At 73.7% G+C, this 23,264-nt stretch carries 19 protein-coding genes; 10 read left to right on the top strand and 9 right to left on the bottom strand.

Annotated features, from left to right (window positions below; genetic code table 11):
* Positions 1-105: 105 nt before the first annotated feature.
* Positions 106-1,689 (top strand): alpha/beta hydrolase, encoded by a 1,584-nt coding sequence (locus tag ACZ6IM_RS09330; RefSeq protein ID WP_469555480.1) that lies wholly within the window; start codon positions 106-108, stop codon positions 1,687-1,689.
* A 28-nt stretch (positions 1,690-1,717) separates the two neighbouring features.
* Here the strand turns inward: ACZ6IM_RS09330 and hemQ are convergent, their stop codons facing one another.
* Positions 1,718-2,449, bottom strand: a complete 732-nt coding sequence (hemQ, locus tag ACZ6IM_RS09325) for a hydrogen peroxide-dependent heme synthase (protein ID WP_052837407.1) — start codon at positions 2,447-2,449, stop codon at positions 1,718-1,720.
* A 4-nt stretch (positions 2,450-2,453) separates the two neighbouring features.
* On the bottom strand, positions 2,454-3,953 hold the full coding sequence (gene hemG, locus ACZ6IM_RS09320) for a protoporphyrinogen oxidase (protein ID WP_052837406.1): 1,500 nt from the start codon (positions 3,951-3,953) through the stop codon (positions 2,454-2,456).
* A gap of 147 nt (positions 3,954-4,100) precedes the next feature.
* Here hemG and ACZ6IM_RS09315 point away from each other — a divergent pair, with 147 nt between their 5' ends.
* Both ACZ6IM_RS09315 and ACZ6IM_RS09310 read left to right on the top strand, forming a co-directional pair.
* Positions 4,101-5,099, top strand: a complete 999-nt coding sequence (locus ACZ6IM_RS09315) for a DUF4349 domain-containing protein (RefSeq protein ID WP_469555475.1) — start codon at positions 4,101-4,103, stop codon at positions 5,097-5,099.
* Positions 5,100-5,132: 33 nt separating this feature from the next.
* The gene (locus ACZ6IM_RS09310; protein WP_469555903.1) at positions 5,133-6,530 is read left to right on the top strand and encodes an FAD-dependent oxidoreductase; all 1,398 of its coding nucleotides are present in this window, start codon (positions 5,133-5,135) and stop codon (positions 6,528-6,530) included.
* A 14-nt stretch (positions 6,531-6,544) separates the two neighbouring features.
* Here the strand turns inward: ACZ6IM_RS09310 and ACZ6IM_RS09305 are convergent, their stop codons facing one another.
* Positions 6,545-6,892, bottom strand: a complete 348-nt coding sequence (locus ACZ6IM_RS09305; protein WP_052837404.1) for a hypothetical protein — start codon at positions 6,890-6,892, stop codon at positions 6,545-6,547.
* Positions 6,893-7,027: 135 nt separating this feature from the next.
* On the opposite strand from ACZ6IM_RS09305, the gene ACZ6IM_RS09300 reads away from it, so the two are divergent.
* Positions 7,028-7,846 carry a rhomboid family intramembrane serine protease gene (locus ACZ6IM_RS09300; protein WP_052837403.1) on the top strand — a complete coding sequence of 273 codons (819 nt, stop codon included), beginning with the start codon at positions 7,028-7,030 and terminating at the stop codon, positions 7,844-7,846.
* Positions 7,847-7,864: 18 nt separating this feature from the next.
* Here ACZ6IM_RS09300 and ACZ6IM_RS09295 read toward each other — a convergent pair whose 3' ends face one another.
* From ACZ6IM_RS09295 to ACZ6IM_RS09275, 5 genes are read right to left on the bottom strand one after another with little or no spacing between them, the layout of a single operon-like run.
* On the bottom strand, positions 7,865-9,076 hold the full coding sequence (locus tag ACZ6IM_RS09295; protein WP_052837402.1) for an MFS transporter: 1,212 nt from the start codon (positions 9,074-9,076) through the stop codon (positions 7,865-7,867).
* Between the two features lie 11 nt (positions 9,077-9,087).
* Positions 9,088-9,660, bottom strand: a complete 573-nt coding sequence (locus ACZ6IM_RS09290) for a GNAT family N-acetyltransferase (protein WP_469555471.1) — start codon at positions 9,658-9,660, stop codon at positions 9,088-9,090.
* Positions 9,653-10,861 (bottom strand): type III PLP-dependent enzyme domain-containing protein, encoded by a 1,209-nt coding sequence (locus tag ACZ6IM_RS09285; protein ID WP_052837679.1) that lies wholly within the window; start codon positions 10,859-10,861, stop codon positions 9,653-9,655. Before ACZ6IM_RS09285 ends, ACZ6IM_RS09290 begins: the two co-directional genes overlap by 8 nt.
* On the bottom strand, positions 10,858-12,183 hold the full coding sequence (locus ACZ6IM_RS09280; protein ID WP_469555469.1) for a DUF6271 family protein: 1,326 nt from the start codon (positions 12,181-12,183) through the stop codon (positions 10,858-10,860). The genes ACZ6IM_RS09285 and ACZ6IM_RS09280 overlap by 4 nt, the downstream gene beginning before the upstream one ends.
* Entirely contained in the window at positions 12,165-13,241 is a 1,077-nt protein-coding gene (locus ACZ6IM_RS09275) for a YbiU family protein (RefSeq protein WP_052837400.1), read from the bottom strand. Before ACZ6IM_RS09275 ends, ACZ6IM_RS09280 begins: the two co-directional genes overlap by 19 nt.
* Positions 13,242-13,658: 417 nt before the next feature.
* On the opposite strand from ACZ6IM_RS09275, the gene ACZ6IM_RS09270 reads away from it, so the two are divergent.
* The gene (locus tag ACZ6IM_RS09270) at positions 13,659-15,179 is read left to right on the top strand and encodes a glycoside hydrolase family 3 protein (protein WP_469555466.1); all 1,521 of its coding nucleotides are present in this window, start codon (positions 13,659-13,661) and stop codon (positions 15,177-15,179) included.
* A gap of 25 nt (positions 15,180-15,204) precedes the next feature.
* Here ACZ6IM_RS09270 and hemE read toward each other — a convergent pair whose 3' ends face one another.
* The gene (gene hemE, locus ACZ6IM_RS09265) at positions 15,205-16,272 is read right to left on the bottom strand and encodes a uroporphyrinogen decarboxylase (RefSeq protein ID WP_052837399.1); all 1,068 of its coding nucleotides are present in this window, start codon (positions 16,270-16,272) and stop codon (positions 15,205-15,207) included.
* A 150-nt stretch (positions 16,273-16,422) separates the two neighbouring features.
* Between hemE and ACZ6IM_RS09260 the strand changes: the two genes are divergently transcribed.
* The 5 genes from ACZ6IM_RS09260 to ACZ6IM_RS09240 all read left to right on the top strand — a co-directional run bounded on the left by ACZ6IM_RS09260 (position 16,423) and on the right by ACZ6IM_RS09240 (position 23,135).
* The gene (locus ACZ6IM_RS09260) at positions 16,423-17,112 is read left to right on the top strand and encodes a DUF3000 domain-containing protein (RefSeq protein ID WP_469555463.1); all 690 of its coding nucleotides are present in this window, start codon (positions 16,423-16,425) and stop codon (positions 17,110-17,112) included.
* A 293-nt stretch (positions 17,113-17,405) separates the two neighbouring features.
* Positions 17,406-18,068, top strand: coding sequence for a response regulator transcription factor (locus tag ACZ6IM_RS09255; protein WP_003972894.1), 663 nt, complete (start codon positions 17,406-17,408; stop codon positions 18,066-18,068).
* A 197-nt stretch (positions 18,069-18,265) separates the two neighbouring features.
* Entirely contained in the window at positions 18,266-19,552 is a 1,287-nt protein-coding gene (locus ACZ6IM_RS09250; protein ID WP_469555460.1) for an HRDC domain-containing protein, read from the top strand.
* 239 nt (positions 19,553-19,791) lie between these two features.
* On the top strand, positions 19,792-21,009 hold the full coding sequence (locus ACZ6IM_RS09245; protein WP_052837396.1) for a thiolase family protein: 1,218 nt from the start codon (positions 19,792-19,794) through the stop codon (positions 21,007-21,009).
* The gene (locus ACZ6IM_RS09240; RefSeq protein WP_052837395.1) at positions 21,006-23,135 is read left to right on the top strand and encodes a 3-hydroxyacyl-CoA dehydrogenase NAD-binding domain-containing protein; all 2,130 of its coding nucleotides are present in this window, start codon (positions 21,006-21,008) and stop codon (positions 23,133-23,135) included. Before ACZ6IM_RS09245 ends, ACZ6IM_RS09240 begins: the two co-directional genes overlap by 4 nt.
* Positions 23,136-23,264: the final 129 nt, after the last annotated feature.

The raw sequence follows: 23,264 nt of genomic DNA, 5'->3' as shown, positions 1-23,264 counted from the left end.
CGCACGGAGGCACTCGGCGGCGACACCCGCCGGAGGTGCTTGCCCCGCCCGGCCGGTGAACCAAACATCCCTTGTGTCACTCCCGTGCCACCGAAGGGATACGCGATGCGTGCTGCCGCCCTCTGCTCGGCCGCCGGGTCCTTGCTGCTCACCACCCTCGCCGCCGCCCCGGCCCAGTCGGTGCCCCCGGCCGGGCCCGGTTCCGCCGAGACACGCGGTACCGAGGTGGCCGCCCGGCGCGCGGCGGCGGCCGGGATCGAGTTCGGCAGGTGCCCGAAGGCGGAGGAGCTGCCGGGCGGCGTGCGCTGCGGCACCGTGTCCGTGCCGCTGGACTACGCCCGCCCCGACGGGAAGCGGATCGAGCTGACCGTCAGCCGGGTGCGGGCCACCCACAAGGACCCGGACGACGACGGGCGCGAGGTCCCCGGCCAGGGCGCCCTCCTCTACAACCCGGGCGGCCCCGGCGCCTCCGGGCTGTACTTCCCGCTGGTCGGCATGGTGCCCGAGTGGAAGCGCATCGCCGCCGCCTACGACCTCGTCGGGTACGCCTCGCGCGGGGTCGCGCCGTCCGCGCCCCTCTCGTGCCAGGACCCCGGGGGCTTCTTCAAGGGGCCCCGGCCGGCGCCGACGCGGCCCTCGGAGGCGTACAAGAAGGAGCGCGCCGCCGAGGCCGAGGCGTACGCGCGCGACTGCGCGGAACGGGGCGGGGACGCGCTGCGGCACTACCACTCGCTCAACAACGCCCGGGACCTGGAGGTCGTCCGCGCCGCGCTGGGCGAGCGGCGGCTCACCTTCATGGGCGCGTCGTACGGCACCTACCTCGGCGCGCTGTACGCCGAGCTGTTCCCCTCGCACGTACGGCGGATGGTGTTCGACGCGGTGGTGAACCCGGAGCCCGAACAGGTCTGGTACCGCAACAACCTCGAACAGTCCGAGGCGTTCGAGGACCGCTGGGACGACTTCAAGGAGTGGGTCGCCGAGCACGACGACGTGTACGGGCTCGGCAACCGGCCGCGGGAGGTGCAGGACGCCTACGAGGAGGCGAGCGCCCGGCTGGCGGCGGAGCCCGCCGGCGGGACGGTGGGACCCGCCCAGTTGCAGGGCGCGATGCTCAAGGCCGGGTACTACGACGACTACTGGCCGCACCGGGCCGAGGCGCTCTCGGCGTACCTGAAGGGTGATCCGCAGCCGTTGATCGACCAGGCGGGGACGCGGACCGCGGAGGGCGCGGCCGGGGCGGAGAACTCCAACGCCGTGTACACGGCCGTCGAGTGCAACGACGCGCCGTGGCCGACCGACTTCGAGGTCTGGGACCGGGACAACACGCGGCTGGCCCGCCGGGCGCCGTTCGAGACCTGGGACAACGTGTGGACGAACCTGCCGTGTGCCTACTGGCGGGCCCCCCGGCAGCAGCCGCTGGACGTGCGCACCGCGCCGGGTGAGCTGCCGCCGACGCTGGTCCTGGCCGCCGAGCGGGACGCGGCGACGCCGTACGAGGGGGCGCTGGAGCTGCGGCGACGCCTGGCGGGCTCAGTGCTGGTGACCGAGCGGGACGCGGGGACGCACGGCATCGGGGGCGGGCCGAACGCCTGCGTCAACGGCCACCTGGAGGCGTACCTGCTGGACGGCCGCCTCCCGGCGCGGGACACGTCGTGCGCCCCGCGCCCGGAGCCGAAGCCGAGGGCCTGACCAGGCCGGCCCGCGAGCAGCCGGCCGATCAGGCCAGCCCCGCGACCAGCTCTCCGATGTCCTTGCGGCGCCCCGTGAAGAACGGGATCTCCTCGCGGACGTGGCGGCGGGCCTCGGAGCCGCGCAGGTGGCGCATGAGGTCGACGATGCGGTGCAGCTCGTCGGCCTCGAAGGCGAGGATCCACTCGTAGTCGCCGAGCGAGAAGGAGGCGACCGTGTTGGCGCGCACGTCCGGGAAGCCCCGGGCCATCTTGCCGTGGTCGGCGAGCATGCGGCGGCGGTCCTCGTCGGGCAGCAGGTACCAGTCGTAGGAGCGCACGAACGGGTAGACGCTGATGTAGTTCCGCGGCGTCTCGTCGGCCAGGAAGGCCGGGATGTGCGAGCGGTTGAACTCGGCGGGGCGGTGCAGCGCCATGTTCGACCAGACCGGCTCCAGCGCACGGCCGAGCCGGGTGCGGCGGAAGAGGTTGTACGCCTCCTGCAGCTGGTCGGCGGTCTCGGCGTGCCACCAGATCATCAGATCGGCGTCGGCGCGCAGACCGGACAGGTCGTAGGTGCCGCGGATCGTCACGTCCTTCGCGGCGAGCTGGTCGAACAGCTCCTGGACCTCGTCGGCGTACCCGGCGCGGTCCTCGGGGAGGGTGTCCTTGAGCTTGAAGACGGACCAGAGGGTGTAGCGGATGACCTCGTTGAGGTCCTTGGCCAGCTTGCCCTTGTTGGGGATGCGCTCGGCCGCGGGGGTGGAGGCGTCGTCACTCATGGCCCTATTCTCCCGCTCCGCCGTGCAGACTCTGCACCGGGTGGGCCGTGAGCTCCTCCACAGCGCGCAGGTCGCCCCGGATCTGGTCGACGGCCGCGTACGCGCTCGCGATGCTCGCCGGGATGCCGACACCGTCGTACGCCGCGCCGCACACCGCGAGGCCGGGGAGTTTCGCGACGTGCTCGCGGACGCGGGCCACGCGCGCGTGGTGGCCGACGGGGTACTGCGGCAGGCCGTCCTGCCAGCGGGTGACGCGGGTGGCGACCGGCTCGGCGGTCAGGCCGGTGGCCTCGCCCAGGTCGTGCCGGGAGACGGCGACGAGACCGGCGTCGTCGCGGCCGAGGATCTCCGTGTCGCCGTACCGGCCGACCGAGGTGCGCAGGACGACCAGGCCGGGGTCCTCGTCGGCGATCCAGCCCCACTTGCGGGAGGCGAAGGTGGACGCCTTGATGGTGTGCCCGTCGACCGGCGGCACGAGGAAGCCGCTGCCCTCGGGGAGCGCGGCGGCGTCCGAACGGCGGTAGGCGAGGGTGATCAGGGCCATCGAGGCGTACTCGACCGCGGCCAGCTCGGCCGCGGCGGCGGGCGCCTCGGCGCGCAGCAGCTCGGCGGCGGGGCGGGCGGGGACGGCGACGACGACCGCGCCGGCGTGCAGCACCCGGTCGCCGGCGACGATCCGCCAGCCGTCGGACGCCGTGCGGCGCAGCTCCGTGACGGGCGCGCCGGTGACGATCTCGCCGCCGCGCGCGCGGACCGACTCGGCAACCGCGAGCGGGAGGGTGCCGATGCCGCCCTCGATGCCCATGAACACCGGTCCGCTCGGCGGTGAGGTGGCCGTGCGGCCCTGGAGGGCGCGCACCGCCTCGGTGAGGGAGGTGTGGGCGCGGGCGGCCTCGAAGAGCTGGGGTACGGCCGAGCGCAGGGAGATGCGGTAGGCGTCGCCCGCGTAGACACCGCCCAGGAGCGGTTCGACGAGGCGGTCGACGACCTCCCGGCCCAGGCGCGCGGCGACGTACTCCCCCACCGCCACGTCGTCGCCGACCTCGGTGCGGGGCAGTTCGGCGTCGCGCCCGATGCGGGCGAGGCCCTCCTCGGAGAGCACGCCGGACAGGGCGGCGGCGGTGCCGGGGACGCCCATGACGTGGCCCTTGGGCATGGGGCGCAGGGCACCGCGGGTCCACAGCGAGGCGGACGCGGTGGACGGCGGCTGGAGGCGGTCGGCGAGTCCCGCCGCGCGGGCCAGGCCGACGGCCTCGGGGCGGCGGGCCAGCATCGACTCGGCGCCGAGGTCGACGCGGACTCCGGCGATCTCGCCGGGCAGCAGCTTGCCGCCGACGCGGCCGGACGCCTCCAGGACGGTCACCCGGGCCCCGCTCTCCAGGAGGCGGTGGGCGGCGGCCAGTCCGGCGATACCGGCTCCCACGACGACCACGTGTCCGGGTCCCTCTTCTCCGGGCCCGTCTTGTGGAGAGATCTCACCCGCATGGGTCTCGCTCGCGCTCATCTCCCCAGCGTCTCAGACCCCGCCGGCACCGGACCCACGGGTCCCGCGAGTCCGGAACGTGATCTCTTCGGGACCGTTCCGCGCCGTCGTGCGGGCCCCCGCGCGCGTCGTAGAGACATCAGTCGCTACGAACCGGGGGTACCCACGATGCAGGCACGACGGGCAACGACACGAGCGTTCCTACCACCCGCCCGCGCCCTGGCCGGGATGCTGCTGGTCACGGCGCTCGCCCTGACCGGCTGCAGCGGGGCGGACGCCGGCTCCGACTCGGACGGCGGCGCCAAGGCGGCCGCGCCGCGGGAGGGCGCCGGGGCGGAGGGCTCGCAGGCCGACGACGGGAGCGGCGCGGCCGGCGCGGACCGGTCCGACGGCGCCGGCGAGAGCGCCCCGCCGAAGCTCGCCCCGGCCCACATCATCCGCACCGTCTCCCTGAGCGTGCGGGTGAAGGACACGCCCAAGGCGCTCGACGCGGCCCGCACCGCGACCGAGAACGCCGGCGGCTACGTCGGTGACGAGTCCACCACCCGGGACGCCGAGGGCCACGAGCGGACCGAGGTGACGCTGCGCGTGCCCGTGGAGCGCTACGAGGACGTGCTCGACGAACTGGAGGGCGCCGGGAAGCTGCTCCGGCGCGACGCGAAGGCCGAGGACGTCACCGACCAGGTGGTGGACGTGGACAGCCGCGTGAAGTCGCAGCGCGCCAGTGTGGCCCGGGTCCGCGAGTTGATGGACCGGGCGACGAAGCTGAGCGACGTGGTGACCCTGGAGGGCGAGCTGAGCACCCGTCAGGCGGAGCTGGAGGCGCTGCTCGCCCGGCAGGCGGCCCTGAAGGACCGCACGAGCCTGGCCACGGTCACCCTCTCGCTGTCGGAGGCCCCGGTGAAGCACGGGGAGAAGAAGGAGGACGACGACCCCGGATTCGTGGACGCGCTGGCCGGCGGCTGGGACGCCTTCGTGACGATGCTGCGCTGGGTGGCGGTGGTGCTCGGCGCCGTACTGCCGTTCGCGGCGGTGGCGGCGCTGCTCGCTCTGGTGTGGCTGCGGGTCGTTCGCCCCCGGCTGTCGCGCCGTCCGGTGGCGGCCCCGGCACCCGCGGCGCCGCGCGGGAAGGCGGCGCACGGCGGGGAGCCGGGCGGGCAGGACTGAAATGCCCCGCCCACGTAGCGTGTTCGCATGAGCATGAGCACGAGTGCCGCGGGCGGTACGAGGGAACGGCTGGTCGTCGTCGGCGGCGACGCCGCGGGGATGTCCGCGGCGTCGCAGGCGCGCCGGCTGAGGGGCCCGGACGAGCTGGAGATCGTGGCGTTCGAACGCGGTCACTTCAGCTCGTACTCGGCGTGCGGCATCCCGTACTGGGTCGGCGGCGACGTGGCCGAACGGGACGCGCTGATCGCCCGTACGCCCGAGGAGCACCGCGCCCGGGACATCGACCTCAGGATGCGCACCGAGGTCACGGAGATCGACGTGGCCGGCGGCCGGGTCCGCGCGCGGGACGTGGATTCCGGGGCCGAGTCCTGGACGTCGTACGACAAGTTGGTGATCGGGACCGGGGCGCGGCCGATCCGGCCCGAGCTGCCGGGCATCGACGCGCCCGGTGTGCACGGGGTGCAGACGCTGGACGACGGGCAGGCGCTGCTCGACACGCTGGCACGCACGCGTGGCCGTCGCGCGGTGGTCGTCGGCGCCGGGTACATCGGCGTGGAGATGGCCGAGGCGCTGATCAACCGCGGCTACGAGGTGACGGTCGTCAACCGCGGCCGGGAGCCGATGTCGACGCTGGACGCGGACATGGGCCGCATGGTGCACGAGGCGATGGAAGGTCTCGGCATCACCATGGTGAACGACGCCGAGGTCACCGAGGTGCTCACCGGGGACGACGGCCGGGTCCGGGCGGTGGCGACCGAGGACGCCGAGTTCCCGGCGGACGTGGTGGTGCTCGGCATCGGCGTACGGCCCGAGACGGGGCTCGCCGGGGCCGCGGGGCTGCCGCTCGGCGCCCACGGCGGGCTGCTGACCGACCTGGGGATGCGGGTGCGCGGCCACGAGAACATCTGGGCGGGCGGCGACTGCGTGGAGGTGCTCGACCTGGTCTCCGGTCAGGAGCGGCACATTCCGCTGGGCACCCACGCCAACAAGCACGGGCAGGTCATCGGCACCAACGTGGGCGGCGGCTACGCCACCTTCCCGGGTGTGGTCGGCACGGCGGTCAGCAAGGTCTGCGACCTGGAGATCGCGCGGACCGGCCTCAGGGAGAAGGACGCGCTGCGGGCGGGGCTGCGGTTCGTGACGGCGGCCGTCGAGTCCACCAGCCGCGCGGGCTACTACCCGAACGCCTCCCCCATGACCGTGAAGATGCTGGCCGAGCGGCGCACCGGGCGGCTGCTCGGCGTGCAGATCGTCGGCCGTGAGGGCGCGGGCAAGCGCGTCGACATCGCCGCGGTGGCCCTCACGGCCCGGATGACGGTGGAGCAGATGACGGCCCTGGACCTGGGCTACGCGCCGCCCTTCTCACCGGTGTGGGACCCGGTGCTGGTGGCCGCGCGCAAGGCGGCCAGGGTGGTCGAGGAGCGGCGCTGAGGGCTCCGCGCCGGTCAGGCCGTCCCGTTGATGCGGTCGATGGCCTGCCGTGCCTGCTCGGCCGGGGGCCGGGACGGCAGGGAGGACACCGAGCCCGGTGCGGTCATCGGCGTCGGGGCGCTCGCCACGGCGGGCGGCTGCTCACCGGCCGGCCTGGCGTGCGTCGCGGCCCGGGTGCCGCGCAGCCGGTGGCTCACCGCCTCGTCCAGCGTCACCGGCCGCTGCATCTGCGCGGCCAGCCGTCCCGCTTCCTGACCGAGCCGGGCGACGTCCTCCCAGGGCAGCCGCAGCACGAGGGCGACCTCGGCCTCGCCGTCGGGCAGGGCGTGCATCGCCGGAGCCGGTGTGACCCGTTCGTTCATCGCCTGTTCCTCACGTCGTCCCCGCGCCCCGCCTTCCCCGGACCGCGGGCGGTTGAGAGGGCATACGTACACACGGACGGGGGCGTTCAACGAGGCGAACCGATTCGCCGTCCGCCGGGCGGGCAGTAGTGTCTCGTGGTCATCCCCGTCCATGACGTGAACCCGGCGCGCCGCACCCCGTGGGTGACGTACGCCCTCATCCTCGCGAACGTCCTGGTGTTCCTGTTCACCCCCGGCATGACCGGGTCCGCGACGGGCGACGGCAGCCTCGCGCAGATGTGCGACCTCCAGGCCTTCCTGGACCACTGGGCGGCGGTGCCGCAGGAACTGCTCCAGCACCGGATGCCCCGGCTGGTGCCCACGGGCGCCGTCGGGGTCGGCCCGCAGGGGCCCGGTTGCGTGGTCGCGCCGCCCGGCTACGACAAGTCGCCGGAGCTGAGCGTCCTGACGGCGATGTTCCTGCACGGCGGCTGGCTGCACCTGCTGGGCAACATGCTCTTCCTGTGGATCTTCGGCAACAACGTCGAGGACCGGATGGGCCACGTCCCCTTCCTGCTCTTCTACGGCGTCTGCGGTTACGCGGCGACCTACGGCTTCGCGCTCCTCAACGCCGACTCGGGCGCCCCGCTGATCGGCGCGTCGGGTGCGATCGCCGGGGTGCTCGGTGCCTATCTGGTGCTGTATCCGCGGGCCCGTGTCTGGGTGCTGGTGCCTTTCCTGATCTTCCTGCCGCTGCGGCTGCCCGCCTGGCTGGTGCTCGGCTTCTGGTTCGGGCTCCAGGCGGTGTACTCCTCCGGCGGGGCCGTGTCCGACGCGGGCACGGTGGCGTACGTGGCGCACGTCGCCGGCTTCGTCGTCGGCATGCTGATCGCCTGGCCGCTCAGGCGCGGCACCCCGCCCCCGCCCGAGCCGCGCGGGCTGCTGTTCGGGCGGCGGGCGCGGCCCGGGTGGTGAGCGGCGGGCGGGGTGTCCTCAGGCGGCGGTCGCCTCGCTCGGTGCGACGGCGACCGGAGTCCAGCGGATGCGGGTGCTGCACAGCGCGACGGCGCCCGCCGACGCGGCCACGGCGCCCATGCCCCACGCCAGGCTGCTCGCGCCCGCGATGAAGCCGATGAGCGGCGGGCCGGCCAGCAGCCCCGTGGTGCCCATGGCGGCGACCAGCGTCAGCGCGTCCGAGCCCTGCCGGGCGGCGGCGGCGTAGACGCAGGGGGTCACGGCGGCGATGCCCAGACCCATGCAGGCGAAGCCGGCCAGTGCCGGTGCGACGCCGCCGCTGACCAGGGCGACGGCCAGACCCGTACCGGCCACGGCGCTGCCCAGCAGGACGACCCGGCCGTCGCCCCAGCGGCCGCGCCAGCCGTCGGCGAAGAGGCGGGCGACGACCATCATCCCGGACACCACGGCGATGCCGAGCGGGGCGAGTTCCGCCGACGCCTCGGCGACGTCCTTCAGGTAGAGGGCGGACCAGTCGTTCATGGCGCCCTCGGCGACCGTGCCGAAGACCATGGCGCAGCACATCCACAGAGTCAGGCGCGAGGGGACGGTCCAGCGGCGGCGGGCCGGCTTCGGATCGGCGGGTGCCGCCGCGCCGGCCGGGTCCGGTGCGTCGGCCGGGGCGTCCTCGTCGAGCAGTCCGGTGCGCGCCGTCACGCCCAGTGCGGCGAGGAGGACGACGGCGACGGCGAAGTGCGCCGCGACCGATCCGGTGGCGGCGGTCATGCCGGAGGCGAGCAGGGCCGCCAGGAGTGATCCGGCGCTGAAGACGGCGTGCAGCTTCGCCATGGTGTTGCGTTCGTGCCGTGCCTCCAGGGCCGCTCCCTGCGCGTTCATGGCCACGTTCAGGCAGCCCACGAGGACGCCGTCGGCGCACATCACCAGCAGGGCCACCGGGTAGTTCGGCGCCGCGGCCAGGGCGAGCAGCAGCAGGGCGAGGCCCAGCTGGGACAGCAGAGCGAGGAGCCGCGAGCCCATCCGGCGCATCAGCCACGCCACCGCCGGGAAGGACACCGCGGCGCCGACCCCCGCGGCCATCAGGAGCACGCCCACCTCGGCCGCGCTCAGGTCGAGGTCGGCCTTGACGGCGGGGATCCGCGCGGCCCAGGTGGCGTACTGGAAGCCGAGGGACAGGAACAGCGCGGCGATCGCCAACTGGCCGCGCCGGAAGGGGTCGTGGAGACGGGACACGCGCCATCAGCTCACTTCGCGCAGGGGGTGGGGGCGGGCGGGGGGAGGGAGGGGCGGTCCCGGGTCTGCCGGGCGGCCGCCACCGGCCTGGACATGTAGACGGCGCCGTCGCCGTACGCGCCGACGGGCACCACCCCCGGCTCGGCCGTGAAACCGCGCGCCGACCAGAACCGCTCGGTGCCGCCCACGGCGACCAGCGAGATCCGCTCGTCGCCGCGCGCCCGTGCGGTGGCGGTGAGGCGGTGCAGGAGCTGCCGTGCGAGCCCCCTGCGGCGCAGTCCAGGGGAGACGACGATGTCGTGGAGGTGGAGGTTCCCGGGCTCGAAGGCGCCCCGGGCCGCCTCCGCCTCCCTCCGCGTCAGGTCCGGGAAGCGGTGCGGCGGATAGGGCAGCGCGAGCAGGTAGCCGGCCGTACGGGCGCCGACGTCCACGACGAAGCAGGTGTCCGGCGACGCCGCCGCCCGGGACTCGAGCGCGGCCCGCCCCTCCGACAGGCCGAGGCCGGTGTAGGCGTCCCGCTCCAGCGCCACGACCGCGTCCCAGTCCCCGTCGGCGAGGAGGCGCACGCGCACGGTGTCAGTCATCGGCGCCGCTCCCCTCCGGGCGGCCCGCGAAGGCGTACGGGAGCGGGGCGAAGCCGTTGAAGCCCTGGGTGGTGTAGCTGGTCGCGTAGGCACCGCTGGACAGCACCCAGACCGGGTCGCCGGAGGCCAGCGCCTCGGGCACCGGGACCAGGCCCTCCTCGTGGGAGTAGGCGTCGTCGCTGTCGCAGGTGGGACCGGCGACGACGGCCGGGACGTACGGGCCGTCGGGGTGGCCCGGGAAGACCAGCGGGTACTGCAGGGCGTCCATCTCGTACAGGCCGTTGAACTTGCCGCAGCTCAGGTAGAGCCAGTGCCGGCGTTCGCCGTTCGCCGCCCGGCGCTCGGCGAGGCGGGCGACGTGGGCGCGGATCGCGCCGTGGTCGGCGACGAGGTGCCGCCCGGGTTCGACGACGAACTCCAGGGGGCCGCCGTGGATCCGGCGCAGCTCGTCCATGCCCTCCCTGATCACCGCGAAGATCTTGTCCAGCGGTGGGTCGAGGGGAGTGCCGCGCCGGTCGCGGTAGCCGAGCGCGGGCAGGCCGCCGCCGAGGTTGACGTGGTCGACGCGGATGCCGCGCCCGCCGAGTGCGCGCAGGACCTCGCCCAGGTCCTCCACCGCGCCGTGCCACGCCTCGCCCGTCATCTGCTGGGAGCCGACGTGCACGGACAGGCCCGCCGGGACCAGCCCGGCGTCCCGGGCCGCCGCCAGCACGCGGACGGTGTCGCCGGGCGGGCAGCCGAACTTGTTGCTCAGCCCCCACACCGCGCCCGCCCCGCCGGTCGCCACCCGGCAGAACACGCGGGCGCCGGGGGCGTGGGCGGCGAGCGCCGCCACGTCCTGGAGGCTGTCGGTGGCGAAGGTGCGGACGCCGAGCCGGTACGCCTCGGCGATGTTCCGGTCGGACTTGACGGTGTTGCCGTAGTGCACGCTGCCGACCGGCACCCCGGCCCGCAGCGCCTGCTCGACCTCGCCGGGGCTCGCCGCGTCGGCACCGGCGCCCCGGCGCGCCAGGGCGGCGAGGACCTCGTCGACCGGGCAGGCCTTCAGGGCGAACCTCACCTGTACGCCGGGCAGTTCGCCGCGCAGTGTGTCGTGGCGGCCCTCGATGCCGGCCAGGTCGTACACGAGCCGGTCCTCGGTGGCGGCGGCGAGGGCGGCGGCCAGGGGTTCGCTGAGGCCCGCGGCCGTCACCGCGCTCACCGCGGCTGTCCCGCGGCCGGGGGGACGGGAGTCGTCCTGGCCGCGGCCACCATCGGCTCCCACGCCTCCGTCAGCAGCGCGAAGTCCGCCATGTCGCCGCGTGCCTCGTCGAGGAGGCGGGCGCGGCGGCCGGCCAGCAGGTCGGCGCAGTCGGCGTACCGGCCGCCGAGCCGGCGGTAGGCGGCGTCGAAGGAGTCGAGTCGGCGGACGTTCTCCGCGGTGTCCAGGCCGGTGCTCTCGCGGGCCAGGGCGGCGACGGGGGCGGGGCGGGCCCGGCCGTGCTCGTCCAGCAGTGCGTCGCCCGCCTCGGCCATGCGGTCGTAGACGTGGTGGAAGTAGAGCATCGACAGCAGGAACTTGGCGAAGCGCGTCTGGTAGGCGAGGAAGCCGGGGCCCGTCCGGCGTTCGCCGGTGTAGTAGTTGACGATGTTCCGGTTGTGCAGCACGCCCGGCAGCCGGGCGTCGTGCACGAGGTGGATGAGGAAGTAGTCGCTGCCGATGGTGTCCCGGGCGGGCGGCAGCGGCACGCGTTCACTGACCGTCGGGCCGTGGAAGGCGATGTTGCACATGTCCACGCGCATCGGGTCGACCAGCGTCAGCAGCGAGTGGTCCGCGGTGAAGGGCTCGGTGCCCGCGCCGGTGAAGGACTCCTCGACCAGTGCGCGTTTCTGCTCGGCGGACCAGTCCTCGGGGGCCCACAGGGAGACGACGTCGTGGTAGACGGCGGGGTCGGTGTCCCGTATCCGCGCGATGTCGACGGAGAGTTCACCCACGAAGGAGCTGCCGACCATGGCGACCGGCCGCTCCAGCAGGTGTTCCGGCAGCGTCGACTCCGTGACACCGGCCGCGGCGTCGGCGGCGCGTTCACCGAGGGACAGCAGCTCGTGGTGGACGGGGTAGACCGTACGGCCGTCCACGCTCTGGTAGCGGCTGTCGGAGTCCCTGCGGTGGACGGACTCGCAGCCCAGCGCCGCCGCGATCAGGAAGGCGCGGTTGGTGCAGGCGCCGTAGGACAGTCCGTCGGGGAGCATCAGGTCGAGGAGCAGTTCGGGCTTGGCGCTGCCGGACCGTGCCGTGACCCGGGTCAGGAAGTCGCGCTGGGCGGCCTCGTCGAGGTGGTGGGCGGTGATCCGGGGGTGCGCCGGCAGGCGCCGTAACGCGGCGGCATGGGCGGCGCGGTCCGCGGGCGGGCAGGAGTCGAGGACCAGGAGGTGGACATCGATGTCGAAGTGGTCTGCGGCGTAGGCGGCTTCCTCGCCGAGGGCCGCGACGGTGTCCGGGCAGTGCCGGTTGGTGGGGAGGGTCAGGCAGATGCTGCGCATGCGCCGTCCCCGGTGGCCTGGTGCTCGTCGCTGCCGTCGGTGCCGGGGTGCCAGGGCTCCAGGCCCAGCAGCTTGGCGCCGAGTTCGGTCAGTTCGGCGGGGCCGTAGCGCTCGGACTCGGGCCGGCGGGCGTCGCCGAGGAGGGTGGCGTTCCAGTCGGGGGTGGCGAGGGTGCGCCAGGAGTCGATCCGGGAGTCGCGCAGGGTGCGGTGGGTCTCCAGCGCGGGCATCATCGACAGGTACTGCACCGCGCGCACGCCCTCGCCCGAGACGTTGGGGGCGACGCCGTGGGCCAGCAGACCGTTCCAGATGAGGAGGTCGCCGGCCTCCAGGTCGGGCCGTACGACGGGCATGTCCTCGCGGTCGATCGCGGGCCGGATGGGGTCGCGGTCGTCGGGCTGGAGCGCCTTCCAGCGGTCGAAGCGGCGGAACAGCTCGGGGCAGCACTGGAAGCCGCCGTGGTCGGGCTTGGTGTCGTTGAGGGCGATGATGCCCTGGACCCGCTGCGGCAGGACGCCGAGGGAGGTGTCCACGTCCCAGTGCAGTTCGATGTCGAAGCCCCGGTCGGGCTTGTCGATCAGCGCGCGGTCGCGGTTGCCCGTGTTGGGCGGGTTGAGGTTGAGCCGGTCCAGGGTGACCCACAGCTCCTCGCAGTCCCACACGTCGACGAAGGCGTCGTAGACGCGCTGCGTCTGGCGGCTGTCCCAGATGAGCTGGTGGTGGTAGGCCTCGACGAAGCCGTAGATGTGCAGCTCCCGGTCCAGGTCGGAGCGGTACTCGCGGTCCTGGTACCAGGTGTCGGGCCGTTCGGGGTCGAGCCCCTGGAACTCCCAGGCGAAGTCGAGCAGTCGGCGCGCGGAGTCGGCGGGTATCGCCTCCTTCACGACGACGTAGCCGTACGTCTGCCAGTGGGCGAAGTCCTCTTCGGACAGCACCCGCAGCGGACGGGTCTTGTCGAGGTCGCGCAGCTGGGTGCGGGCGAGGTAGGTGTCGGCGTCCGCGCTGAAGTAGGGCAGGTCCGACGGGGCTCGGTGGAGGTAGGAATCGGGCGTCGCCATGTGGTGCTCCAGATCCTCGCCGTCGCCCCGTGCGGGCAACGGCGGTGTGCACGACGGTGGTCGGGCCGTCGCACATGAGGTCGGGTGGTGGCAGCGGGCCCGCTCGCGGCACGGGGCGGGAGCGGGGCGAGGTCCGGGGTGGTCGTCACGGAAGTCGTCGTACGGAAGTCGTCGCCGCGACGGCGGTCTTCGCAGTCCGGCCGCGGCAGGTGCCCGGCGCGGAAAGTGATGTCACATCCGTCCCTCGCCGAACTTGCGCCTCACAATGGACTAGACCAGGGCGGGGTGTCAACACCCCTTCGGACTAGGCAAGTTGTTACTTCCGAGTTCAAGGAAGGGCGCCCTTGACACGTCTGGTTAACCTGAACGCGCAACCCCCTTGGTCTATACCAAGAAACGATCCGAAAGGCGCGGCCGATGTCCTCCAGCAAGCACAGCAGCGAGTTGCGTCGGCTCGCGCTCTCCGTTCTGCAACCGGGTTTCGTGGGCACCGAGGCCCCCGACTGGATCCTGCGCGACATCGGCGACGGACTGGCCTCCGTCGTGCTCTTCTCCCGCAACATCGCCTCCACCGAGCAGGTCGCCCGGCTGACCGCGCAGCTGCGCGCCGAGAACCCCGACCTGATCGTCGCGATCGACGAGGAGGCGGGCGACGTCACCCGCATCGAGTCCGCCACCGGATCGTCCCGGCCGGGCAACTTCGCGCTCGGCACCGTCGACGACGCGGGTCTGACCGAGGCCGTCGCCGCCGACCTCGGCCGTCAGCTGCGCACCGCCGGGGTGAGCCTCGACTACGCGCCGAGCGCGGACGTCAACTCCAACCCGGACAACCCGATCATCGGCGTGCGCTCCTTCGGCTCGGACCCCGAGGTCGTCTCCCGGCACACCACCGCGTGGATCCGCGGCCTCCAGTCCTCCGGCGTCGCCGCCTGTGCCAAGCACTTCCCCGGCCACGGAGACGTCGCCGTCGACTCCCACCACGAGCTGCCCGCCTACACCGCCGGCCGGGACGAGATCGCGGCCCAGGCGCTGCCCCCGTTCCGGGCCGCCGTCGCGGCCGGCGTGCGCGCGGTGATGAGCGGCCACCTGCTGGTGCCCGCCTACGACCCCGACCTGCCGGCCACCCTGAGCCGGCGGATCCTGCACGGCCTGCTCCGCGAGGAGCTGGGCTTCGACGGCCTGATCGTCAGCGACGCCATCGAGATGGGCGCCGTCACCCGCCGGTACGGCATCGACGGCGCCACGGTGAGGGCGGTCGCCGCCGGGGTGGACGCCGTCTGCGTGGGCGGCGAGAGCGCCGAGGAGGCCACCGTCGCGCTTCTGGTCAAGGCACTGACCGCGGCGGTGACCGGCGGGGAGCTGACCGAGGAACGGCTGGCCCAGGCGGCGGGCCGGGTACGGGAGTTCGCCCGCTGGTCGGCCGGGCTGCGGGCGGCCGGGGCCGCGCAGGAGGCGGCCGGGGACGGCATCGGGCACGTCGCCGCCCGCCGGGCCGTGCGGCTCACCGGTGCCGCACGGGCCGCACTCCCGCTGACCGCCGCGCCGCACGTGGTCGAACTGGCCCCGGTGACCAACATGGCCATCGGCAAGGAGACCCCGTGGGGCGTGGCGGTACCGCTGCGGGAACGGCTGCCGGGCACGACCTCCGTGCGGGTGCGCGGGCAGGAACTGGAGGAGGGGACGGTGGCGCTGGAGAGCTGCGCCCTCGAACCGGCCGTGGGGCGCCCGCTGGTGATCGTCGCCCGCGACGCCGCCCGGCACGCCTGGATGAGCCGGGCCGTGACCGGTCTGACCGCCGCCCGCCCGGACGCGATCGTGGTGGAGATGGGTCTGCCGGGCACCACCGGCGCCGCGGCAGCCCAGATCTTCACCCACGGCGCGAGCGCCGCCTCGGGGGTCGCCGCGGCGGAGGTCCTGACGGACGCGTCCGCGCTCTGAGCGGGAACCTCGCGGACGGAGTGCGTCAGCGCGCGGTCTGCGTGTGGACGTACTCCACGAGGCGGGTCAGGGCGTCCGGGTCGGTGGTCGGCAGGACGCCGTGGCCGAGGTTGAAGACGTGGCCCTCCAGGCCCGCCGCCGCGTCCAGGATCTCCCGGGTCTTGGTCTCGACGGCCTCCCGCCCGGCGAAGAGGACCGCCGGGTCCAGGTTGCCCTGGAGCGCCTTGCCGGGGCCGACGCGGCGGGCCGCCTCGTCCAGCGGGACGCGCCAGTCGACGCCGACCACGTCCGCGCCCGCCTCGCCGAGGAGGCCCAGCAGCTCACCGGTGCCGACGCCGAAGTGGATGCGTGGCACGCCGTACCCGGAGACGGCCTCGAAGACCTTGCGGGAGGCGGGCAGCACCGAGCGGCGGTAGTCCTCGGGGGACAGCGCTCCGACCCAGGAGTCGAACAGCTGGACGGCGCCGGCGCCCGCGGCGATCTGCACCTCGAGGAAGGCGGCGGTGATACCGGCGAGGCGGTCCAGGAGGTCGGCCCACAGCTGCGGGTCGCCGTACATGAGGGCCTTGGTGTGCTCGTGGTTGCGGGACGGGCCGCCCTCCACGAGGTAGCTCGCGAGGGTGAACGGCGCGCCCGCGAAGCCGATCAGCGGGGTGGCGCCCAGCTCGCGGGTGAGCAGGCCGAAGGCCTCGGTGACGTAGGTGACGTCCTCCGGGGTGAGGTCGCGCAGCTGTGCCAGGTCCGCGCGGGTGCGGATCGGGTTCGCGATGACCGGGCCGACACCTGGCTTGATGTCGAGGTCGACGCCGATGGCCTTGAGCGGGACCACGATGTCGCTGAAGTAGATCGCCGCGTCCACACCGTGCCGGCGCACCGGCTGCAGGGTGATCTCGGCCACGAGCTCCGGCCGCATGCAGGACTCGAGCATCCCGATGCCCTCGCGCGCCTTCAGGTACTCCGGCAGTGAGCGCCCGGCCTGCCGCATGAACCACACGGGGGTGTGCGGCACCGGCTCACGCCTGCACGCCTTGAGGAACGCGGAGTCGTACGTGGCGGTCGGCTGCTGGCCCGCGGGGCTCTGGTTGGCACTCACACCGGCAAGTCTCGCACGACCCGCGGACGGCACCGGAGCACGGGTGGCGAGGTGCCCGCGCGCCCCGCCGGACCGCGTGATCCGGACATCGCGCCCGCACGTGGGTGTCCCTCCCTGCGCCGGGCCGCCGTTCCGCTTAATGTTCCCCGCATGGCTGCGGCTCAGGGACGACTGTCGGACGGCACTGGCGGAATGGACGACGCGAAGGGGACCGAGGAAGAGGCCCGGCACAAGGAGGGGCACCACGGGAGTACGACACCTCCGGCCTTCACGGCCGCCGTGGAGGCGCTGCGCGCCGCGCGTCTGCGGCCGCAGATCGAGGTGGAGGCGACCCGCGCACCGCAGCGGCTCGCCCCGCACGCGTACGCGCTGGAGGCCGCGGTCGTCGACGGCGACGAGGACCTGGCGGACGGGCGGCTGGTACTGCTGCACGACCCGGCCGGGCACGACGCCTGGCAGGGGACCTTCCGCCTGGTGACCCTGGTCCGTGCCGAGCTGGAACCGGAGATGGCGGCGGACCCGCTGCTGCCGGACGTGTGCTGGTCCTGGCTGACCGGCGCGCTCCAGGCGCGCGGGCTGACGTACGGCGAGCCCAGCGGCACGGTCACGCGTGCGAGTTCCCACTACTTCGGAGGGCTCTCGGCGCGGCCGTCCGCCTCGCAGATCGAGATCCGGGCGTCCTGGACGCCGCGCGAGGGGCTGGGCGGCGTCCCGGACACCGCGGCGCACCTGGCCTCGTGGTGCGACCTGCTGGCCCAGGTCGCGGGCCTGCCGCCGGCGGCGCCGGGCGACGCCTCGATCGTGACGCTGCCGCAGCGGCGCGGCCCGCAGTCGCGCTGACACTCCGCCGGCCCTCGTTCATCGTTCCGGGCAGGGGGTCCGCACGCCCGGGGGAGGTTCCGTCACTTTGTCGACACGGCCACTTTCGGGCTTGTATCGACAAAGTGTGAAACCGTTCGATCTTCGAATGATCGACAGCGTGTCCGAATTGCTCGGATTGTTACTCACCAGATCGTGATCATTCTCTAAAGGCGGACGCGTTCGGTGCCGAAGACGACTGTGACCTTGAAAGCACGGTTCGTCCCGGCTTCACCCCCATGAGCCGGCCCCGTCCCCGCACCCCAGGAGGCCTGGTGTCCGTTCTCCTCGAGCAGCCTGCAAGCCTGGTCGCCTACCGCCCGAACAAGCCGACCGCCATGGTGGTCGTGGCCGACCCGCGCGTCCGTTCCACCGTCACCCGCCATCTGTGGGCGCTCGGTGTGCGCGACGTCATCGAGGCCTCGTCCGTCGCGGAGGCTCGTCCCCGCATCGGCAACCCCCGCGACATCTGCGTCGCCGACGTCCACCTCCCCGACGGCTCCGGCCTGACCCTGCTGTCGGAGACCCGCGCCGCGGGCTGGCCCAACGGGCTCGCCCTGTCCGCCGCCGACGACATCGGCGCCGTCCGCAACGCCCTCGCCGGCGGCGTCAAGGGCTACGTCGTCACCGGCACCCGTACCAACGTCGGGCTCCCCACCCGGCCGGGCGCCGCCCCCATCGGCGCCGCCGCCGCCCGCCTGCACCGCCGCCCCCCGGGCGCCCCGAGCCACCCGGGCGGCTACCGCGAGCTCTCCGGCCGCGAGGTGGAGGTGCTGCGGCTGGTCGCGGAGGGCCAGTCGAACAAGGCGATCGGCGTCTCGATGGGCCTGTCCGCCCTGACCGTCAAGAGCCACCTGGCCCGCATCGCCCGCAAGCTCGGCACGGGCGACCGCGCCGGGATGGTCGCGGTGGCCCTGCGCACGGGCATCATCCACTGACCGCCCCGCTCCGCACGCCCGGCCCGCTCGCCCGGCCCACTCCCCCTTCCCGCTCCCCCACTCCCCCTGTTCCCCACTCCCCACCGCCGCCCCCTGAAGCGGATCTTTCACCGACCTGACTGGTTTACGACCCCCCGGAGCCCGCCGACGGAACGTTCCGTCGGCGGGCTCGGTCGATCCACCGATACCCTTGACAGGTGACCGACGCCCACGAAACCGCAGCAGACCGTCCACTGCGAACCACCGGAGGCGCCCCTCCGGACGACGCCGGATCTTCTGCGAGTCAGGCGCCGATCCCCTTGCTCGAACCACGCGAGGGCATTCCGCCGGTGATCGCCGACGCGGACGCCCTCGCCGAGGTGACCGCCGCCTTCGCCGCCGGGAGCGGCCCCGTCGCCGTCGACGCCGAGCGCGCCTCCGGATACCGCTACGGCCAGCGCGCGTACCTGGTGCAGCTGCGCCGCGCGGGCGCGGGCACGGCGCTGATCGACCCGGTGGCCTGTCCGGATCTCTCCGGTCTCGGCGCGGCGATCGCCGACGCGGAGTGGGTGCTGCACGCGGCCACCCAGGACCTGCCGTGCCTGCGGGAAATAGGGATGGTGCCCACCCGCATCTTCGACACCGAGCTGGCCGGGCGGCTCGCCGGGTTCCCGCGCGTCGGCCTCGGCGCGATGGTGGAGAACGTCCTGGGCTTCGTGCTGGAGAAGGGCCACTCGGCCGTCGACTGGTCGACGCGCCCGCTGCCCGAGCCCTGGCTGCGCTACGCCGCGCTCGACGTGGAGCTGCTGGTCGACCTGCGCGACGCCCTGGAGAAGGAGCTGGACCGCCAGGGCAAGCTGGAGTGGGCCCGCCAGGAGTTCCACGCGATCGCGTCGGCCCCGCCCCCCGAGCCTCGCAAGGACCCGTGGCGGCGTACGTCCGGCATGCACAAGGTGCGCAGGCGCCGTCAGCTCGCCGTGGTGCGGGAGCTGTGGCAGGCCCGGGACCGGATCGCGCAGCGCCGGGACGTCTCCCCCGGCAAGGTGCTCGGGGACGCGGCCATCGTCGAGGCCGCGCTCGCGCTGCCGGCCAACGCGCACGCGCTGGCGGCGCTGAACGGCTTCGGGCGGGTGAACCGCCGGCAGCTGGAGCAGTGGCAGGTGTCGGTCGACCGGGCCAGGGCGCTGTCCGAGTCGCAGCTGCCGCAGCCCGGCCAGCCGGTGACCGGCCCTCCGCCGCCGCGGGCCTGGGCCGACAAGGACCCGGCCGCCGCGGCCCGGCTGACCGCGGCGCGCGCGGCGGTGACGGCGCTGGCCGAGCGGCTGGGCATGCCCCAGGAGAACCTGATCACGCCGGACACGGTGCGCCGGGTCTGCTGGGAACCGCCCGCGACCGTCGACGCCGAGTCCGTGGCCGCGGCCCTCGCCGGACACGGCGCCCGGCCCTGGCAGGTGGAGCAGGTGACACCGGTGCTGGTGGCGGCGCTGACCCAGGAGGCGTCGTAGCGGGAGCGGCGGATTCCGGCCAAGGTCCAGGCGGCGGTTCCGAGGGCGGTCCCGGGGGGGAGTCACGGAGCGGGGGCCCGGTGACCGGTCCTCCGGTGGTGTGACGGACGGTGTGACCTTCGCCGCTCCGGCCGGGGGGACTGGGCAGCTACGTTACTCATAAGTAGCATGGGCCTGAGCGCGCGCTCAGTGCATGCGTGCCGCAGCAGTGCCATCCCGCACCCTGGAGGAGAGCCATCGTGCCTCGTACCGTCAGGGACGTCGTCTTCGTCGACGGCGTCCGCACCCCGTTCGGCAAGGCGGGCCCGAAGGGCATCTACCACGAGACCCGCGCCGACGACCTGGTCGTGAAGGCGATCCGGGAGCTGCTGCGCCGCAACCCCGGTCTCGACCCCAAGAAGATCGACGAGGTCGCCGTCGCCGCGACCACGCAGATCGGCGACCAGGGCCTGACCATCGGCCGTACCGCCGGCATCCTGGCGGGCCTGCCCACCTCGGTCCCCGGCTACTCCATCGACCGCATGTGCGCGGGCGCCCTGACCGCCGTCACCACCGTGGCCGGTTCCGTGGCCTTCGGCGCGTACGACGTCGCCATCGCGGGCGGTGTCGAGCACATGGGCCGCCACCCGATGGGCGAGGGCGTGGACCCGAACCCGCGGTTCGTCAGCGAGAAGCTGGTCGACGAGTCCGCCCTGTTCATGGGCATGACCGCCGAGAACCTGCACGACCGCTACCCGAGCATCACCAAGCGGCGCGCCGACGAGTACGCCGTGCGCTCGCAGGAGAAGGCCGCCAAGGCGTACGCCAACGGCCAGATCCAGGCGGACCTGGTGCCGGTCTCGGTGCGCCGCACCAACGAGGAGGCCGGTGAGACGGGCTGGGGCCTGGTCACCGCCGACGAGCCGATGCGTCCGGGCACCACGCTGGAGAACCTGGCGGGCCTGAAGACGCCGTTCCGCGTGCACGGCCGGGTCACCGCGGGCAACGCGGCCGGTCTGAACGACGGCGCGACCGCCTCCCTCATCGCGAGCGAGGACTTCGCCCGCGAGAACAACCTCCCCGTGAAGATGCGCCTGGTCGCGTACTCCTTCGCGGGCGTCGAGCCGGAGGTCATGGGCTACGGCCCGATCCCGGCGACGGAGAAGGCCCTGGCCCAGGCCGGGCTGTCCATCGACGACATCGGCCTGTTCGAGATCAACGAGGCCTTCGCCGTCCAGGTCCTCGCCTTCCTGGAGCACTACGGCATCGCCGACGACGACGCGCGCGTCAACCAGTACGGCGGCGCCATCGCCTTCGGTCACCCGCTGGCCTCGTCGGGCGTCCGCCTGATGACCCAGCTGGCCCGCCAGTTCGAGGAACAGCCGAACGTCCGCTACGGCCTGACCACCATGTGCGTCGGCTTCGGCATGGGCGCGACGGTCATCTGGGAGAACCCGCACTTCGAGGGGGACAAGTGAGCACCACCGCAGAGCTGCTGAAGGGTGCGGCCGAGCTGTTCCCCGGCGAGGTCGTCACACAGGCGCACGTACGCCACTTCGACCTGCCCCTGGGCGCCGGGCGCTTCGCCCTGATCACCCTGGACAACGGTCACGACCACACCAAGCCGACCACGCTCGGCCCGCAGTCGCTGGCGAACATCGACGCCGCCCTCGACCAGGTCGAGAAGGAGGCCGCGGACGGCGACATCGTCGGCGTCGGCGTCACCGGCAAGCCGTTCATCTTCGCCGTCGGCGCCGACCTCAAGGGCGTCGAGCTGCTGAAGCGGCACGAGGACGCGCTGGCCATCGGCAAGGGCGGCCACGACGTCCTCAAGCGCCTGGCGAACCTCGCGGTGCCGTCGTTCGCGTACTACAACGGCGCGGCCATGGGCGGCGGCGTGGAGATCGGCCTGCACTGCACCTACCGCACGGTGTCGGCGGCCCTCCCCGCGTTCTCCCTCCCCGAGGTCTTCCTCGGCCTGGTCCCCGGCTGGGGCGGCTGCACGCTGCTGCCGAACCTGATCGGCGCCGACAAGGCCGTCTCGGTCATCATCGAGAACAGCCTGAACCAGAACAAGCAGCTCAAGGGCGCGCAGGTCCACGAACTCGGCATCGCGGACGCGATCTTCGAGGGCGCGGACTTCCTGGAGCAGTCGCTGATCTGGACGGCGTCCGTCCTCAAGGGCGAGATCACCGTCGAGCGTCCGCTGATCGACCGCGGCGAGGCCTGGGACCAGGCCGTCGCCAGGGGCCGCTTCATCGCCGACGGCAAGGTGCACGGCGCCGCCCCGGCCGCCTACCGCGCCCTGGACATCATCGCCGCCGCCAAGAGCGGGGACCTCCAGCAGGGTTACGACGCCGAGGACCAGGCCCTCGCCGACCTCATCATGGGCGGCGAACTGCGCTCCGGCATCTACGCCTTCAACCTGGTCCAGAAGCGCGGCAAGCGCCCGGCGGGTGCGCCGGACAAGTCGCTGGCCCGCCCGGTGACGAAGGTGGGCGTGGTCGGCGCCGGCCTGATGGCCTCCCAGCTCGCGCTGCTCTTCCTGCGCCGCCTGGAGGTCCCGGTCGTGCTGACCGACATCGACCAGGAGCGCGTCGACAAGGGAGTGGGCTACGTCCACGCCGAGATCGACAAGCTGCTCGGCAAGGGCCGCATCAACCAGGACAAGGCGAACCGGCTGAAGGCCCTCGTCTCCGGCGTCCTGGACAAGGCCGAGGGCTTCGCGGACGCGGACTTCGTCATCGAGGCCGTGTTCGAGGAGATGGGCGTCAAGCAGAAGGTCTTCGCGGAGGTCGAGGCGGTCGCCCCGGCCCACGCGATCCTGGCGACGAACACCTCCTCCCTCTCCGTCTCGGAGATGGCGTCGAAGCTCAAGCACCCCGAGCGGGTCGTCGGCTTCCACTTCTTCAACCCGGTCGCGATCCTCCCCCTCCTGGAGATCGTCCGCGGCGAGCAGACCGACGAGGCCTCGCTGGCCACGGCGTTCGGCGTCGCCAAGAAGCTGAAGAAGACCGCGGTGCTGGTCAAGGACGCCCCGGCGTTCGTGGTCAACCGCATCCTGACCCGCTTCATGGGCGAGATCCAGAACGTCATCGACGAGGGCACCCCGGTGCCGGTGGCGGAGAAGGCGGTCGAGCCCCTCGGCCTGCCGATGTCCCCGCTGGTCCTGCTGGAGCTGGTCGGCCCGGCGATCGGCCTGCACGTCTCGGAGACCCTCAACCGGGCCTTCCCGGAGCGCTTCACGGTCTCCCCGAACCTCAAGGCGGTCGTCGAGGCGGGCAAGCGCGGCTTCTACGTCTACGACAGCGGCAAGCCCGAGCTGGACCCGGAGGTCGCCGCGCTGCTGAAGCAGGGCGACACCGTCCTGTCCGAGGAGCAGGTGCGGGCCCGGGTGCTCGACGCGGTGGCGCAGGAGATCGGCCTGATGCTCGACGAGGGCGTCGTCGCCGAGGCCCAGGACATCGACCTCTGCCTGATCACCGGCGCCGGCTGGCCCTTCCACCTGGGCGGCATCACGCCGTACCTGGACCGCGAGGGCGTCTCCGAGCGGGTGAACGGGAAGCGGTTCCTGGAGCAGGGCGTGGCGAGCGTGCCGGCGTAACCGGCCCGTCCCCGAAGGGGCGTGGGGGGCCCCGGGGGCGGCCGCCGGCGGGGGGGGGGCCCCCCGCCCCGGTGCGGGTGCGCTGGTGGGGGTCACAGCCGCGGGAGGCGGGGGCGAGGGGGCGGGGGC

Source organism: Streptomyces sp. NPDC042336 (genome assembly GCF_055581985.1).
This window is presented reverse-complemented; position numbering and strand designations above follow the sequence as displayed.